This is a genomic window from Nocardia terrae (genome assembly GCF_009760405.1).
GTDB classification, from domain to species: Bacteria; Actinomycetota; Actinomycetes; order Mycobacteriales; family Mycobacteriaceae; genus Nocardia; species Nocardia terrae.
This window is the reverse complement of the sequence record NZ_WRPP01000010.1, coordinates 168,786-184,910: the sequence shown is the minus strand read 5'-3', so window position 1 is coordinate 184,910 and position 16,125 is coordinate 168,786. Positions and strand designations below refer to the sequence as shown.

Below are 16,125 nucleotides of genomic sequence, written 5' to 3'. Positions count from 1 at the left end.
AGTGTACGCACGCCGGGCGGGCGGTCCAGTCCGGCTCAGCGGCCGGGCAGGAAGCGGAAGCTGCGGGCCAAGGTCATCAGCAGGCCCTGCCACTTGTCCTGGGGGATGAAGGCCGGGGCGTCGAGGTTGAGGATCCGGGTGACGACGATGGACTGGGGCTCGGTGAACTTCAGCAGACCGTCGGGGCCGTGGCGGCGGCCGACACCGGAGATGCCCATACCGCCCATGGGCGCGCCGGTGGTGCCCCAGGCGGGGGCGTAGCCCTCGTCGACATTGACTGTGCCCGCGTGCAATTGCTCGGCGATGCGCTCGCCTTCGGCCTTACTGGCGGCCCACACGCTGGCGTTGAGGCCGTATTCGGTGTCGTTGGCGCGGGTGATGGCCTCCTGGACCGAATCGACCGGGTAGATCGACACCAGCGGGCCGAAGGTCTCGTTGCGGCCGCATTCCATGGCGTCGGTGACGTCGGCCAAGACGGTCGGCTCGTAGAAGAGGGGGCCGAGGTCGGGGCGGGCATTGCCGCCGGCGAGCACCTTCGCCCCCTTGGAGACCGCGTCGGCGACATGCTTGGTGACCGTCTCCAGCTGGGATTCGGAGATCAGACTGCCGATATCACTCGAATAGTCGTAGGACGCACCGAGTTCGGCGGCCTTCACCGCAGCCACGAACTTCTGGGTGAACTCCTCGGCCACCGCGCGCTCGACATACATGCGCTCGATCGAGATACACAGCTGTCCCGCATTCGAGAAGCAGGCCCGCACAGCGGCTTTCGCGGCCTTGTCCAGATCGGCGCCACGCGTCACGATCATCGGGTTCTTGCCGCCGAGTTCGGCGGAGAAGCCGATCAGTCGGCGACCGCACTGCTCGGCCAGGGTGCGCCCGGTGGCCGAGGATCCGGTGAACATGAGGTAGTCGCAGTTCTCCACGATGGCCGTGCCGACCACCGTGCCGGGTCCGGTGACCACGGCGAACAGATCGCGCGGCAGACCCGCCCGCACGAACAGCTCGGCATTGGCCAGCGACGAGTACGGAGTCTGGCTGTCGGGCTTGACCACCACGGCGTTTCCGGCCAGCAGCGCCGGAATCGAATCACCGACCGAGAGCAGCATCGGGTAGTTCCACGGCGCGATGACGCCGACCACGCCCTTGGGCACCGCGCGCACCGAGGCCCGGTTCAGCACCGGGAACGCGCCGGGCACGCTGCGGGGTGCGAGCAGCTGCGGCGCGACGCGGGAGAAGTAGCGGGCCGCGAACATCAGCCCCATGATCTCTTCCTGTGCCGCCCACCGCGCCTTACCGGTCTCGGCCTGCACGATGTCCATCAGGAATTCACGGTTCTCCACCACCAGCGCCCGGTACCGCTCCAGCACCTCGGCGCGCTGCTTGGGCGTCCGCGCGGCCCATTCGACCTGCGCGGCACGGGCTTTGGCCATGGCCGCGCCGACATCCGCGGCGGTCCCCACCGGCACCGTGCCCAGGGTCTCCCCCGTGAACACCTCGGTAATCGCTCGTCCCGTGTGGTCCTGATCGGTATCCACGGCCGCGAACGACCCCAGCCGTTCGAACACCGCGGCAGCCGGCACCGGCATCATCGCCTCCTACTTACGAGTAACTTCGGGATACAGACAATCTACCCCGCGAGGCGCGCACTGGACCGCGACTGTGGAATCCCGGCCGCTCGGGTCGGCTTTCCGGCGGGTGAAAAGGGTGCGGCGAATTGTCGCTATTGCCGCAATTTCGGCTTCTACCTGCGAGATCTGTAACCGATCGCGATCCCGGAGCGAACTTACAGCCAGTAGTAACCCCGGGCAGGGGGTAGCGGTACCCGACAGGGATTCGGCGGCGAGGGCAGCGCCGACCGATCCGGCCTCGATCCCGCATCCGCACGAGGGGTGCGGATGCGGGATCAACGGAAGCCGTTGCGGTCCGGGTCTATTCGTTCACCAGCACCGGAATCGTCAGCACCGCGGACGTCGTCGTCGCCTCGGCCGGAGCCGCGGTGATCGTGAAGGGGATGCCTTCCTCGCCGGGCGTGTGGGCACCGGGCGTGAGGGATTGCTCGGCGGCCTGCTCGAAGGTTCCGGTGGCCACCAGATGGCCGGTCGCGTCGTAGAAGGCCGCGTGGACCTCGAGGGCCAGCACGTCGCTCACATCGCTCGTGATGGTGAGAACGCCGTGGACCGAGGAAACGTCGACACGGGTGTCGCGCACTCGGACTCGGTCGGTGAACGGGCCGGGGGTCAGCCGTACCTCGCCGGGCGCGATCGATGCCGTGGCGGCGGGCGGTTCGGCCGAGCGCGGCGCGGCGACAGGGGCCGCCGCGGGCGCGGAATCCGCGGGGTGCGGTGTGGCGGAACAGCCCGCGAGCACCGCCGCAAGCAGACCCCCGATCAGGACACCGGCGCCGCGTCTCACGGGAGCAGGGCCTTGTGCATCTTGGCGTACAGGGAGGTGTTGTCCTGGTTGGCCGCGAACACCTGCGCTCCCGGGCCGTAGGCGTAGACCTGGACATCGGCGCCGGTGTGGTTGCCCGACAGGTAGGTCAGCCACAGGCTCGCCTCCGGGGAACCGTCCTTCACCTCGGCCGGGTCATCGGGCGTGCGGAAGGTCGCGGGGGCGAAATCGCGCGGATCCGCCTGTCCCGCACCGTTGACGACACCGGTCGAGCGCGCCGGGTCCTTCACGTTGTCCTTGCCGTCGCGGCCGGGCTTGCCGTTGTTGGCCGGGTTGGTGGCGTCGACATTGGTCGGCGGCGCGACGGCCTCGGCGTTGGTGAAGGTGCCCTTCTCGATGATGTTGAAGCCCGCGCACTCGTGGTCGGCGGTCACGATCACCATGGTGTGGCCGTCCTTCTTGGCGAAGTCCACCGCGGCGGCCACCGCGTCGTCGAAGGCCTTGACCTCGTCGAGGGTCTGGGCGGCGTCGTTGGCGTGTGAGCGCTTGTCGATGAGCGCGCCCTCGACCTGCAGCAGGAAGCCCTTGCCGCCCTTGGTGTTCGAGAGCAGATCGATGGCCTTGGTGGTCATCGCGGCCAGGGTCGGCTCCTGCTTCTGCGGGGCCGAATCGGGCAGCGCGTCGCGGGAATTGGTGACGGTCATGTTCCCGCGATTGAACAGGCCGATCACCTTCTTCGCGGTCACGGCCTTCAGATCCGCGGCGGTGGCCACCCGCTGACTCTCGGGCGTCTGCGCCTTCAGCGCCGGATCACCCATGCTGCCCAGCACCTCATAGCCGTTGTCCTGCATGGCCTTCTGGTCCTCGGGCTCGAAGCGGGCCAGGCCGCCGCCGAAGAGGACGTCGGCGGTGTTGCCGCGGGCGATCTGTTCGGCGATCGGGGTGACCAATGTCTTGTCCGCCGGTTGCGCCTCGTAGCCGCCCTCGGATTTCTTGGGCAGGCAGGTCGATTCGCTGTAGGTGGGCCCCTGGCAACCACGCAGCAAAGTGTGGCTGACCATGGCCGCGGGGGTCGCGTCGGTGATTTCGGCGGTGCTGACATTGCCGGTGGCGAACCCGGCCGCCTTGGCCTGCTCCATGAGCGTCGGCACCGCCTTGCCGAAGGCGTCCACGCCGATGGCGGCGTTGTAGGTCTTCACGCCCGATGCCCAGGCCGTCGCCGCGGACGCCGAGTCGGTCACCAGAGACGGCTCAGCGCTGCCGGGTTCGACCGCGTAGGTCGAGACCGCGCCCACGTAGGGCAGCTGTTCCATGGTCAGGCGGCCGCCCGCGCCGACGAATCGCTGCCGGGCCGCGGTGACGTGCGAGCGTCCCATGCCGTCGCCGAGCAGGTAGATGATGTTGCGTACCTCGTTGTCGGCCTTCGTCTCCGACCCGCATCCGGCGACCAGCGAGGCCCCGGCCACGGCGGCCGTCGCGGCCGCGATCGCGCCGAGACCGGCGCGTTTACGGTTCTGCACTTCGTCTCCTCCGTCCTCGCGCCCGGGTGCACCGCGCGCGGCCCGCTGTCCCGGGCGCCGCCGAAGGTAATGCTGCATGTTTGCCCGCGTTCAACTCACAGGAAACTCCCAGCTGGCTCGCAGGTTAACGTATCCTCTTGTTGCCAGCTGGGTACCGGCAAACCCCCGGCTTACGTGAGCTGCCGCGGAAATGTCAAATCCCGTCCCGCACAAGAAGACTCGCGTCGCAATTGCATGAGGACCGCAGTTACGTTGCTGCGATGCGCTTTCCCAAGCTGGGGGTCCGGACCCGGATTCTGGCCATCGCGCTGGTTCCGAGCTTGGCGCTGGTGATCATCGGCGTGAGCGCGGCCGGCACCCTGGTGGACCAATCCCATCGGGCCCGTGGCTGGGCCGACGAAATGCAGGGCGGTATCGCGCCCACCCGCGAGCTGATCGAGGCCGTGCAGGCCGAACGGCAGCTGACACTGTGGCGGGTGGCCGGGATGGATATCGATGTGCGGCAGCTGACCACGGCCCGGCAGCGACTCGACAACGCGTTGCGGGTACTCGTCCCGACGCAGTCGAAGCTCACGCAGATGGGCCCGGAATCCATGGGGCAGGCCACCGATGCCATCAGCGAGATGGGCAAGCGGCTGGCCGGATTGCGCTCCGAGGTCGACACGGGCAGCGTCGCATCGGCCGACGCCTACAGCTTCTACAACCGCATCCCGCAGAGTGTGATGGCGGGCGTCGAGGTCGCCGAGAAGACCGCGCCCGACGCCGCCACCACCTTCGAGCTGACCCAGGCCGCCGATGTGCTGCGCTCACTGGAGGCCATGAGCCGGGCCTACGCGCTGGGCGCGTCGCTCATCGACGGCGACAACCTCTCCCCCGCGCTCGGGGCCGAATACCTCAGCCTGGTCGGCTATTACCGCACCCGGATCGACGGGATCGTCACCGCGCCCGACGAGAAGCAGGCCGCGGCGGCCAAGGCGCTGGTGTCCACCCCGGCGTGGCAGCGGCTCGGCGTGCTCGAGCCGGTGCTGGCCCAGCGCACGCTCACCGACGCGGACTCCTCGGCGAAACGCCCTTCGGTACAGCAGCTTCCGATCTCGATCGCGGAGTGGCAGCGCAGCGCCGACGAGGTCACGCACGGTCTGGCCGATCTGTGGCAGGCGGAGAACACCGAGGCGCAGCACCTGGCCGCCGATGCCGCCTCCGACACCACACGCCAAACGCTGTGGGCCGGGGCGGGCATGGTCGTGGTCGCGCTGATCGCGATCCTGGTCGCGCTCGCTCTGGCCAATCGCATCATCGGCCGGCTCAGGCGACTGCGCGACCGCACCTTCGCCCTGGCCGACGAAGAACTGCCCGAGACCATGCGCCGCCTGGCCGCCGGTGAACACCTCGAGGTGGAGACGCCCGCCCTGGACTTCGGCCGCGACGAAATCGGCCAGGTCGCCGAGGCTTTCGGGCACGCCCACGCCACGGCCGTCGCGGCCGCGGTCACCGAGGCCCGCACCCGCGAGGGCGTGAAATCGGTCTTCCTCAATATCGCCCACCGCAGCCAGGTGGTGGTGCACCGCCAGCTCGAGATCCTCGACGCCGCCGAGTCGCAGCAGGAAGATCCGGCGCTGCTGGACATCTACTTCCGCCTCGACCACCTGGCCACCCGCGAACGCCGCAACGCCGAAAACCTCATCATCCTCGCGGGCGGCCGCCCCGGACGGCAGTGGCGCAACCCGGTTCCGCTGCTGGAACTGGTCCGCAGCGCCGTCGGCGAGACCGCCGACTACACCCGGGTCCAGACCGCCCGTCTGCCACAGGCTTTCATCGCCGGAACGGCCGTCGCCGACCTCATCCACCTGCTGGCCGAACTGGTCGACAACGCCGCCCACTTCTCACCTCCGCAGTCGCGAGTGGAGATCACCGGCTCGTCGGTGGGCCGAGGCGCCGCCGTCGAGATCAGCGACCAAGGCGTGGGCATCACCCCCGACCACCTGGACCGCCTCAACGCCCTCCTCTCCGCCCCACCGGATTTCGCCGTCACCAGCCTGTCCGAGGACTCACGCCTGGGCTTGTTCGTCGTCTCCCGCCTGGCCGCCCGCCACAACGTCTCGGTCCGCCTCTCCGACTCCGACTACGGCGGCATCCGCGCCATCGTCCTGATCCCCTCCTCGATAATCGTCGGCGAAATCGCAGCCGCAGACACCCGCACCGCCAACCACCCGCCGCAACGCAGCGCCGAATTGGAGCAGTCCGCAAGCCAATCCCCACTGACCCGCGAGATCGCAGCCCACCTCGGCCCCCACACGCCCCGGCACCCTCCCCTCCCCGCCGAGCAGGCGCGTGATCTGTTCTCGGCCATCGAGAACGGCACTCGACAAGGGCGGCGGGCCGATCCCGGCGTGGCGTCCTCGAACCCACAGGAAGGCGACGGTGAACACCTCCCACGCTGGTGATCTGGATTGGCTCCTCGATGATCTCGTCGACAAGCTCGCGGGGGTGCGGCACGCGGTGGTGCATTCCACCGACGGGCTGCTGCTCGGGCGGTCGGCGGGGATGGTTCGCGAGGATGCGGAGCATTTCTGTGCGATGTCGTCCACGCTGTTCGGTCTTTCCCGTAGTGCGGGACACCGTTTCGACGGGGGCGCGGTGCGGCAGGCGGTCATCGAGCTCGACCACGCGGTGCTGTTCGTGACGGCCGCGGGAGCGAACGCCTGCCTGGCCTTGCAGTCCGCGGCGGACGCGAATCTGGGCATGGTCGCCTACGAGATGAACCTGACCGTGCAGCGCGTCGGGGCGTTCCTTTCCGCCGCCCCGCGCCATCGCGCCTGAATCCGGTGAATTCCGCTGTGCCGCCGTCGATTATCGGTCGCGACCGAGGCCGGGACGGCGGCACGGACTGTCATGCAAATGCATACATGACAGCGACTGTCAATCATGTTCCCGCTCAACGGGACCGAAGCGGCGAATGTGACATACGTCCCGTTACCTTTGCCCGATGTTCAGAGCGAGGCTCGGGGTCCGGACCCGCGTGCTCGCCATCGCACTCGTCCCGAGCCTGGCGCTGCTCGCGATCGGTGTGGGTGGCGCGGGGTACCTGGTGGTCGAGGGCAAGCACGCACGGGAGTGGGCGGACGCGTTGACCTCCGCGGCCCCCATCACCAATGACTTGATCTCCGCGGTACAGCAGGAGCGTCAGCTGTCGCTGGCCCAGATGAGCGGCGGTGACGACGCCAGTCCGAAATCCCTGGCGCAGGCGCGCGTTCGCCTGGACAAGGCGTTGCAGGAGTTGGCGTCGATCACGCCGACCATGGCGAAGCTCGGTCCCCAGGGCATCGGCGACAATGTCGGCGGACTGACCACCCTGAGCACTCAGCTCGCCGGGGTGCGCACGCAGATCGACACCAACGGCGTCGCGGTGTCCGACGTCTACTACTTCTACGGCAAGCTGCTCGAAGTCGTCTGGATCGGCACCCGCATGGTCGCCGACAACGCGCCCACCTCCGAAGTGGCGCTCGAGGTCGCGAACGGCCTGCAGGTCGCGCAGGCCTCCGAGATGCTCTCGCGCGAGGCCGCGGTGGCCGAGGTGCTGCTCGCGGGCGGCACCCTGCCGCCCGAGCTGGCCATCGAATTCTCGCGCGTGGCGGGCACATACCGCGTGAACCTGGGCGTCCTGGCCGGCGGTGACGGTGGCACCGGTGACAAGGACATGCAGGCCCTCATGAACGATCCGGACTGGGCGAAGATCGTCATGATGGAGAACGTCCTGATCTCGCGGGCGCTCGATCCGATCACCGTGTTCCCCACCAAGCCCGGCACCGCGCCGCAGGTGGCGGCGCTGACCTTCACGCCGCAGGAATGGCGCGACACGGTCGCCAAGCTCAACACTCAGATCCTGCACCTGTGGGACCAGATGAGCAGGCACAACGAGGGATTGGCCGCCAAGGAGGGCGACCGCAACGCCCGCGACTCCGCGCTCGCCGGCGGCGGCATGCTCGCGGTGTCGGCGCTGGCGTTCCTGGTCTCGCTGGTGCTGGCCAACCGGATCATCCGCCGGCTCAAGGGCCTGCGCAACGAGACCCTGGTGCTCGCCGACGAGCGGCTGCCCGAGATCATGGCCAAGCTGCGCGAGAGCAAGCCGGTCGACGCGGCCTCCGAGGCCGCGGTGCTGGACTTCGGCCACGACGAGATCGGCCAGGTGGCAAAGGCGTTCACCCACGCCCACTCCGCCGCCGTGGCCGCCGCCATCACCGAGGCCCGCACCCGTGAGGGCGTCAAGGCGATGTTCCTCAATATCGCCCACCGCAGCCAGGTCATCGTGCACCGGCAGCTCGAGATCCTCGACGCCGCCGAGTCGCAGCAGGAAGACCCGGCGCTGCTGGACATCTACTTCCGCCTCGACCACCTGGCCACCCGCGAACGCCGCAACGCCGAGAATCTGATCATCCTCGCGGGCGGTCAGCCCGGACGGCAGTGGCGTAATCCCGTGCAGCTGCTGGAGATCGTGCGCTCGAGTGTCGGTGAGACCCTCGACTACACCCGGGTCAAGATCTCCCGGCTGCCCGAGGTGTCCATCGTGGGCACCGCCGTAGCCGACCTCGTGCACCTGCTGGCCGAGCTGGTCGACAATGCCGCCGCCTTCTCGCCGCCGCAGTCGCAGGTCGAGGTGCGCGGCAATATCGTCGGCAAGGGCGTGGCCATCGAGGTCATCGACCAGGGCATGGGTATGCCCGAGGAAGAGCTCGCGCGCGTCAACGAAGTACTGCGCGACGCCCCGGACTTCGGTGTCAGCATGATGCCCGACGACTTCCGCCTGGGCCGATTCGTGATCGCCCAGCTGGCCGCGCGCAACGGCATCTCGGTGCGGTTGACCGAATCCGACTACGGCGGCGTCCGCGCCATCGTGCTGGTGCCGACCAGCCTGACCGTGCAGGCCGCCGGTCGCACCGGTGAGATCCCGGTCGTGCCACGGCAACTGGATGCGGTCGAGCCGTCCGCGGCGGCGCTGGCGGTGGCCGCGCTGCCGCAGCTGCCCGCCGCGCCGCCGTCGCAGATCTCGAATTACGAGCTGCCCATCGTCGGCTACCAGGCCGCGGCCCCGGCGTACGAGCCGCCCGCGCCGGAGCCCCCGGCCGCGCCCGCCGCACCGGTTGCGCCGCAAGCCGATCCGTTCGGTCCGTCCACCGGTTCGTACCCGCCTCCGGCGATGTCCTTCGGCGCTGCCGCGCCGTTCGATCCGCCGACCAATCCGCGGCCGCGGACCGATCCGCCCGCCGATCAGGTTCCGCCGGTCGAAAACGGTTTCCGGTCTCGCGATTTCGGGCGCTCCCATTACACTGGCTCCGACGCCCGGCCCGCGCTCCCGCGTAGGCGCCGGCAGGCAAGTCTCGCACCGGAATTGGCGCAGGAGCAGTCGACCCCCGAGTCGGCGGTTCCGGCCAGCCGCTCGGCCGAGCAGGCCCGAGACCTTTTCTCCGCCATCGAAAACGGAACCAGGCAGGGCCGCCAGGCCGATCCCGGTTCGTTCGGGTCTGAGTCACAGGCCTTCTTCGAAGGCCGACCGCTCGGAAGTACACAGTCGGAACGACAGGAAGGCGACGGTGACCACCTCAAACGCTGGTGATCTCAACTGGCTTCTCGATGATCTGGTCGACCGGCTCGCAGGCGTCCGTCACGCGGTGGTGCATTCCACCGACGGGCTGCTGCTGGGCCGCTCCTCCGCCATGAGCCGCGAGGACGCGGAGCACTTCGGTGCCATGTCCTCCACCCTCTATGGGCTGGCGCGCAGCGCCGGTGGCCGATTCGACGGCGGCGGGGTCCGCCAGGCGGTCATCGAGCTCGAGCGTGCGGTGCTGTTCGTGACCGCCGCGGGCAGCCACGCCTGCCTAGCGCTACAGGCCACCGAGCAGGCCAACCTCGGCATGGTCGCCTACGAGATGAACCTGACCGTCCAACGTGTCGGCAACTACCTGTCCACCACGCCCCGCCAGAACCTGGCCGGACAAGGCAACCCCCGACTGTCATGAGGCCGGGTCCGGGGGAACAGTGGTTCGACGACGCGGCCGGTCCGCTCGTGCGTCCCTACGCACGGACCGGTGGCCGAACCATGGGAGCGGGACACGATCTGGACATGCTCACGGTGGTGGTGGTGCCCAATGCCGCCCCACCGCTGCGTCGTGTCGAACCGGAGTATGCGGAAATCGTCCGGTTGTGCCGGCTGCCGCTGTCGGTGGCCGAGGTGTCGGCCGCCCTGCGGCTGCCGTTGGCGGTGACCAAAATCCTGGTGGGGGATTTGATTTCAGACAACATTCTCAACTTCCGAGCGCCGGCCTCCCCCGAGACCGTGCCCGGTGACCTCAACATTCTGCGAGCGGTACTCGATGGCATTCGAAAACTCTGATACCGCCCAGCCCATGGCCGCCTCGGTGAAAATCCTCATCGCGGGCGGCTTCGGCGTGGGCAAGACAACGATGGTGGGGGCGATCTCCGAGATCACCCCGCTGCGCACCGAGGAACTCATCACCGAGTTGTCCGCGGGCGTGGACGATCTGCGCGGCGTCGAAGGCAAGACCACCACCACGGTGGCCCTGGACTTCGGCCGCATCACCATCGACCAGAATCTGGTGCTCTACCTGTTCGGCACCCCCGGCCAGGACAGATTCTGGTTCCTCTGGGACGAACTCGCCCGCGGCGCCCTCGGCGCCGTCGTCCTGGCCGACACCCGCCGCCTCGAAGGCTCCTTCGCCGCAATCGATTTCTTCGAACGCCGCGGCGTAGCCTTCACTGTGGCCGTCAACTGCTTCGAAGGCGCCCCCCTCTACACCCCCGTAGAAGTCCGCGACGCCCTCGACCTCGACGAACGCATCCCGGTCCTCCTCTGCGACGCCCGCGACCGCGCCTCCTGCAAGAACGTACTCATGACCCTGGTCGAGTACCTCATCGAGCGCGCGGCCTCGACAGGCGCAGCGGGCGCCCGCGTCTGATTCGCCGCTCCCCCAACGACGATCGCGTCCCCCGATGACCCGGGCGGACGCGATCGTTGTCAGGCGGCATCTGCGTCCGTCATGACGCGGGTGCGAAGAGTCGATCGAGATGCTGGTCGATGGCTGCGAGCGCCGCCTGCGGTTCGATGACGTCGAGGTCGAGAAGGGGAACGAGGCCGGTCAGCGCAAGGACCAGGTCCGTTTCGATGATCGGATCGCAATCGCTACGGATATGACCCTGGCTCATCGCTTCGCGAATGAGGGTTTCGATCATCGCGCGTCCGTCCCGCAGTCCGAGGCCAATCTGTTGGCGCAGCGACGGGTCGTGCATCGCTTCCAGCACGTAAGCCGCGTTCATGCGGCTGGTAGCACGGGAGTCGGGTCGCAAGGGAAGCATCTCCGTGAGGACTACTCGCAGCACGTCGCGAGGATGCGGAGGTTGGTCGAGTGACCTCAGGCTTCGTGAGACTCGGCGAGATGTCTGTTCTGAAGCGAACTCCATCGCGAAGGCCAACATCTCGGCGCGCGAGGAGAAGTAGTGCTGCAATTGCCCCAGTGAGACTCCGGCCTCGCGGGCGACTTCGCGCATCGTCGCTCGTGCCCAGCCGTGCTGATCAACGACGCGCCAGAGCGCATGGGCGATCGACTCACGTCGCTCGTGGTGATCAACCTGCTTCGGCACTCGGCCCCCTCATTTTTGCAATACACATGACATAATACACTTGACCTAAATAAGTCCGCGTCATGGAGTTCCGATGAAGGATGAGCAGCTCCCCCTCACGTTCTGCAACCCCTCCGCGTTCGCGTTCGACTCCGAGACGGTGATCGCACTGCTCGCCGACATGCATATTCGGAAGGCGATCGAACGGGGCGATTTCGACAACCTTCCCGGCAGTGGCAAGCCACTCGATCTGTCCGATGCCGATGACCCGGATTGGTGGGTGAAGAGCTTCATGAAACGTGAGGGGCTCGTCTTCCTGCCACCCTCGATTCAGTTGCGCAAGGATGACGCCGCCCTGGACGATCAACTCGATCAACTGTCGAACGAGAAGGCCGTTCGACACGAGATCGCCCAGTTCAACGAACGGGTGATGCACGCTCGCCACCAACTGCCATCGGGGCCACCGCTGATCACCATGCCACGCGACACCGAAGCCACAGTGACGGCGTGGGCCGATCGCAAAGCGGCGCGATCGAAGGAAGCCCGCACTCAGGCGCGTGGAGAAGCCAAGTCGGAGAAGCGTTCTCGCCAAGGCTTCTTCCGCGGGCTAGGTCGCCGACGACCGCGTCACCGCACCGGAATGTGACCCGCAAGGAGCCCGGCATCCAGCCGGCTCCCGTAGCTCAGTCGAACCATTCGGGGTCGCCGGCGGCGATGAGCCTGCGCAGCGCGGCGGGGTCCCGGAGTGCGTCGCGGAGGAGCGTCCCGAGTTGCCGCAGGGCGTCGGGGTCCTGGCCGAAGGCAACGAATGATCCGGCTTCGGCGTCGAAGTTGATCCGCTGGAACAGCTCGGCTTCCAGGGTCGCCGTGGCCGAGCGAGCCACGCCCGCCCAGCCGTAACCGTTTCCGTAGTAGCCGAATTCGGCGAAGACGGGTTCGGCGGCCACCATGTGAGAGTCGGACAGTGTCAGGCCGTAGAACCCGGGCTTGTGGTCGTACTCGAAGAACACCAGAGGGGCGAAGGTCTCGCGGTCGGTCACGTTCGTGACTTTAGCGAGGGTCTCCGACAGCGATGAGTTTTCGGGTGGTCGGGTGTATGTATCGTCATGAGTGACTTCGACTTCGAGGCTTTGAGTCAGACACAAATCGAGCAGTTCAGCAGTGCCGCGGGGGTGGCGCTCTCCCGTGCGGAATGGGAAGCGCTCAATCAGGAGCAGATCCGACTCTTTCGAGCCAACGGCGGAATGATCGCCGAGGGGCAGTTTCAGGGAACGCCGACACTGTTGCTGACTACCATCGGCGCGCGCAGCGGCACCACGTACGTCAGTCCCCTGGGATACACCCGCGACGGCAACCGGTACGTCGTCGCGGCCTCGAAGCTCGGAGCGCCGAAACATCCCGGCTGGTTCCACAATGTGCTGGCGAACCCGCACGTATCGGTGGAGGCCGGATCCGAGCGCTTCGAGGCCGAAGCCGCGGTAGCGCAGGGGCCGGAGCGCGATCGGTTGTGGGAATCCCATACGGCCTTCTGGCCGAATATCGCGGAATACCAACGTCATACGACGCGCGTCATTCCGATCGTTCTGCTCGAGCCCCTGCTGAAATAGGCGGTCAGTTGGGTTCGATCTCGGCGAAATCGCTGATCCAGCGATGCTCGCCGCGTGGGCTGTTCGGCTCGCCCGGACGGGTGACGCCGACGGCGTGCCACCCGGCCGCGACCGCGGCGTCCACCTCGTCCGGATGGTCGGAGAGGAACAGGATCTGTTCGGGCGGAACGCCGATGGCGCTGGCGATCTTCTCGTACGACGACGGTTCGCGCTTCGGGCCCGCGGTCGACAGGTCGAAGTGGCCGCTGATCAGTGGGGACAGGTCGCCGCCGCGGGCGAAGGCGAACCAGTCCTTCTGGTTGCGGACCGAACCCGAGGAGTAGATGTAGAGCTCGAGGCCCGCGTCGCGCCAGGCGCGCAGGACCGGGGGGACGTCGGGGAAGAACTCGCCGTGCAGGGAGCCGTTGCGGAAGCCCTCGGCGCAGATGATGCCCTGGGCGGCCTTGAGGGGCTCGGACTTCACGTCGGTGTCGAGCCAGGTGAGGAGGATCTGGGCCACCTCGGCGGCGTCCGCGTCGGGGCGGCCGGCCTGGGTGCGGGTGGCCTCGATGATGGGATCGGCTGCGCCGCCCTGGTTTTCGGCCAGCCAGCCGGGCAGGCGGTCACGGGTGTAGCCGTAGAGGTCCTCCCGCACCGAGCTGGTCGGGCTGGTGGTGCCCTCGATGTCGAGTACGACCGCCTTGATCATGCCGGGGCCAGCAGTTCGTCGAGGGTCGGGAAGCCGCCGGAGATCTTGTCGCCGGTGAAGTCGCCGATCCAGCCGTCTTCCTCTTCGAAGAAGCGCACGGCCACGAACTCGGGGCGGGTGCCCATGTCGAACCAGTGCAGGGTGCCCGCCGGGACCGACACCAGATCGCCCGCGGTGCACACGGTGGCGAGCACCTCGTCGCCCAGGTGCAGGTAGAAGCAGCCCGCGCCGGCGGCGAAGAAGCGGACCTCGTCCTCGGCGTGCCGGTGCTCGTCGAGGAACTTGGTGCGCGCGGCGACCGCCTTGGCGGGCCATTCCGGGTCGGCGTCGTCGGGGTGGATGCGCGCCACGTCGATGAACTTGTAGCGGCCGTCGGCATTCAATTCGTCGATGCGCGACCGGTATTCGGCCAGCAGTTCCTCGGTGGTGGTGGCGGCGCTGAAGCCTTCCAGCAGCGGCCAGCGCTCGAAGGTGATGCCGCGCTTGCCGAGCTCGGCGGCGATCACCGCGTCATCGGAGGTGCGCAGCACGACATCGGCGGCATCCTTGTCGGACATGATCTGCAACAGAGTCATAGGGGGTTCCTTTCTCCGGAACTAATTCTGGCGCACCGGGATCTCACGGTGACCGGTCAATGTGGTCAGCTCGCACATGGCCTCGAGGCATTCGGCGCGATCCCGCGCCTGCGCCAGGGACGAGCCCCAGGCGGTGATGCCGTGCCCGGCGATGAACAGCACGGGCGGGGCGTCGGGATGCTCGGTCAGGTACTTCTCGATGTCCACGCCGATCTGCGGGACATCGGCGTGATTCGGGAACACCGGGATCTCGATGAGATCCGGACGCGCCGAACCGAGGCCCTTGATCAGCTCGTAGCCCGCGAAACGCGCGGTGGTGACACCGGATCCAGCGGTCTCGATCGATACCGCCGTGGCATGCGGCGGGTGCACGTGGACCACCGCGTCCGCGCCGCGGGTGCGGTAGACCGCGGTGTGGATGGTGGTCTCCGCCGAAGGCTTGCGACCGGAGCCGTCGACCGGCTTCGAATCCACGACCGCGACGGTCACCATATCGGTGGCGGTGAGCTCGCCCTTCGAAAGACCGCTCGCGGTGATCACGGCCGTATCGCCCTGGCGCACAGAGATATTGCCCGCCGTGCCCGGCATCCAGCCGCTCGCGTACAGCCCGCGCGCGATGTCGGCGATCTCGGCACCGGCCGCAGCAGATCCGACCGTGCCGGTCGGCTCGGTAGCGTGGGTCCGGGCGGCACTCGGGTCATCGAGCACGCCGTATTCGGTGACCACCGCGGTGACCAGCTCCGCGGGCGTGACGTCGAAGGCCGGGTTGAAGGTCTTCGTCCCCTCGGGAGCCGTTGCGACGCCACCGAATCCGGTCACCTCGGCGGCCGCGCGCTGCTCGACCACGATGTCCGAGCCCTGCGCGGTGGAGATGTCGCGCGTGGATTCGGGGGCCACCACGATGAACGGAATCCCATGGTGGCGTGCCGCGATCGCCAGCATGTAGGTGCCGATCTTGTTGGCCACGGCCCCGTCGGCGGTGATGCGATCCGCGCCCACCACCACGGCGTCCACCTGCTCGGTGGCCATGGCCCACGCCGCGGCCGAATCGATGGTGAGCCGGTGCGGGATACCGGCTTCGGCCATCTCCCATGCGGTGAGCCGCGCGCCCTGCAGCAGCGGGCGGGTCTCGTCCACGATCACTTCGGCGAGCGCGCCGCGCTGGTGCAGCACCCGCAGCGCGCCGATGGCGGTCCCCCACGCGGTGGTCGCGAGCCGACCGGTATTGCAATGGGTGAGCAGCCGCAGCGGCCGGTCACCGCAGAGCCGTTGAATCAGGTCGGCGGCCTCGGTGGCGGCCGCCAGATTCACGCGGCCGTCCTCGGCCAGCATTTCCAGCGCCTCGTCGAGCAGGCCCGCCACCCCCTCGGGCAGCTTGGCCAGCGTGCGCTGCACACCCCAGGCGAGATTCACCGCGGTCGGCCGGGCGTCGGCGATGCGCGCGGCCTCGGCCTCGACCCGCGCGGTGTCGACCACGCCGTCGGTCGTGGCGGCCAGCGCCGCGATCACCACACCGAATGCCCCGCACACCCCGATCGCCGGCGCGCCGCGCACGGCCAACGTTTTGATGGCATCGATGACCTCGTCGACCGTCGTCATACGAAGCTCCCGCACCTCGTGCGGCAGCGCCCGCTGGTCGATGGTGACGAGCGCACCGTCGGCCCACGCGATCGAACTCTGATCCATCTAGTTGTGTCCTCTTGACTGGA

At 68.1% G+C, this 16,125-nt stretch carries 16 protein-coding genes; 8 read left to right on the top strand and 8 right to left on the bottom strand.

Annotated features, from left to right (window positions below):
• Positions 1-35 precede the first annotated feature (35 nt).
• The 3 genes from GPX89_RS36610 to GPX89_RS36600 form a co-directional block, all read right to left on the bottom strand.
• Positions 36-1,589, bottom strand: coding sequence for a succinic semialdehyde dehydrogenase (locus GPX89_RS36610; protein WP_157392308.1), 1,554 nt, complete (start codon positions 1,587-1,589; stop codon positions 36-38).
• 343 nt (positions 1,590-1,932) lie between these two features.
• Entirely contained in the window at positions 1,933-2,415 is a 483-nt protein-coding gene (locus GPX89_RS36605) for a hypothetical protein (RefSeq protein ID WP_157392307.1), read from the bottom strand.
• Positions 2,412-3,914 (bottom strand): alkaline phosphatase, encoded by a 1,503-nt coding sequence (locus GPX89_RS36600; protein ID WP_198347766.1) that lies wholly within the window; start codon positions 3,912-3,914, stop codon positions 2,412-2,414. The genes GPX89_RS36605 and GPX89_RS36600 overlap by 4 nt, the downstream gene beginning before the upstream one ends.
• A gap of 260 nt (positions 3,915-4,174) precedes the next feature.
• On the opposite strand from GPX89_RS36600, the gene GPX89_RS36595 reads away from it, so the two are divergent.
• The 6 genes from GPX89_RS36595 to GPX89_RS36570 all read left to right on the top strand — a co-directional run bounded on the left by GPX89_RS36595 (position 4,175) and on the right by GPX89_RS36570 (position 10,885).
• Positions 4,175-6,358 (top strand): sensor histidine kinase, encoded by a 2,184-nt coding sequence (locus tag GPX89_RS36595; RefSeq protein WP_157392305.1) that lies wholly within the window; start codon positions 4,175-4,177, stop codon positions 6,356-6,358.
• A complete protein-coding gene (locus tag GPX89_RS36590; RefSeq protein WP_328602716.1) occupies positions 6,336-6,734 on the top strand; it encodes a roadblock/LC7 domain-containing protein in 399 nt (132 codons plus the stop codon). The genes GPX89_RS36595 and GPX89_RS36590 overlap by 23 nt, the downstream gene beginning before the upstream one ends.
• Positions 6,735-6,900: 166 nt before the next feature.
• Entirely contained in the window at positions 6,901-9,525 is a 2,625-nt protein-coding gene (locus GPX89_RS36585) for a sensor histidine kinase (RefSeq protein ID WP_157392304.1), read from the top strand.
• Positions 9,503-9,928: a roadblock/LC7 domain-containing protein gene (locus tag GPX89_RS36580; protein ID WP_040808376.1), complete on the top strand. Its 426-nt coding sequence runs from the start codon at positions 9,503-9,505 to the stop codon at positions 9,926-9,928. Before GPX89_RS36585 ends, GPX89_RS36580 begins: the two co-directional genes overlap by 23 nt.
• On the top strand, positions 9,925-10,302 hold the full coding sequence (locus tag GPX89_RS36575) for a DUF742 domain-containing protein (protein WP_157392303.1): 378 nt from the start codon (positions 9,925-9,927) through the stop codon (positions 10,300-10,302). The genes GPX89_RS36580 and GPX89_RS36575 overlap by 4 nt, the downstream gene beginning before the upstream one ends.
• Positions 10,283-10,885: a GTP-binding protein gene (locus GPX89_RS36570; RefSeq protein ID WP_157392302.1), complete on the top strand. Its 603-nt coding sequence runs from the start codon at positions 10,283-10,285 to the stop codon at positions 10,883-10,885. Before GPX89_RS36575 ends, GPX89_RS36570 begins: the two co-directional genes overlap by 20 nt.
• 79 nt (positions 10,886-10,964) lie before the next feature.
• Here GPX89_RS36570 and GPX89_RS36565 read toward each other — a convergent pair whose 3' ends face one another.
• Positions 10,965-11,567, bottom strand: a complete 603-nt coding sequence (locus GPX89_RS36565) for a TetR/AcrR family transcriptional regulator (protein ID WP_328602715.1) — start codon at positions 11,565-11,567, stop codon at positions 10,965-10,967.
• Between the two features lie 73 nt (positions 11,568-11,640).
• On the opposite strand from GPX89_RS36565, the gene GPX89_RS36560 reads away from it, so the two are divergent.
• Positions 11,641-12,192: a DnaJ family domain-containing protein gene (locus GPX89_RS36560; protein WP_157392301.1), complete on the top strand. Its 552-nt coding sequence runs from the start codon at positions 11,641-11,643 to the stop codon at positions 12,190-12,192.
• Positions 12,193-12,229: 37 nt separating this feature from the next.
• Here GPX89_RS36560 and GPX89_RS45660 read toward each other — a convergent pair whose 3' ends face one another.
• Positions 12,230-12,586, bottom strand: coding sequence for an immunity 51 family protein (locus GPX89_RS45660; RefSeq protein ID WP_198347765.1), 357 nt, complete (start codon positions 12,584-12,586; stop codon positions 12,230-12,232).
• Between the two features lie 66 nt (positions 12,587-12,652).
• Between GPX89_RS45660 and GPX89_RS36550 the strand changes: the two genes are divergently transcribed.
• Positions 12,653-13,153 (top strand): nitroreductase family deazaflavin-dependent oxidoreductase, encoded by a 501-nt coding sequence (locus GPX89_RS36550; RefSeq protein ID WP_157392300.1) that lies wholly within the window; start codon positions 12,653-12,655, stop codon positions 13,151-13,153.
• A 4-nt stretch (positions 13,154-13,157) separates the two neighbouring features.
• Here the strand turns inward: GPX89_RS36550 and mtnC are convergent, their stop codons facing one another.
• The 3 genes from mtnC to mtnA are packed head-to-tail and all read right to left on the bottom strand — an operon-like array spanning position 13,158 to position 16,102.
• A complete protein-coding gene (mtnC, locus tag GPX89_RS36545; RefSeq protein ID WP_157392299.1) occupies positions 13,158-13,841 on the bottom strand; it encodes an acireductone synthase in 684 nt (227 codons plus the stop codon).
• Positions 13,838-14,416 (bottom strand): 1,2-dihydroxy-3-keto-5-methylthiopentene dioxygenase, encoded by a 579-nt coding sequence (locus tag GPX89_RS36540; RefSeq protein WP_157392298.1) that lies wholly within the window; start codon positions 14,414-14,416, stop codon positions 13,838-13,840. The genes mtnC and GPX89_RS36540 overlap by 4 nt, the downstream gene beginning before the upstream one ends.
• Before the next feature lie 21 nt (positions 14,417-14,437).
• Positions 14,438-16,102, bottom strand: a complete 1,665-nt coding sequence (gene mtnA, locus GPX89_RS36535; protein WP_157392297.1) for an S-methyl-5-thioribose-1-phosphate isomerase — start codon at positions 16,100-16,102, stop codon at positions 14,438-14,440.
• Positions 16,103-16,125: the final 23 nt, after the last annotated feature.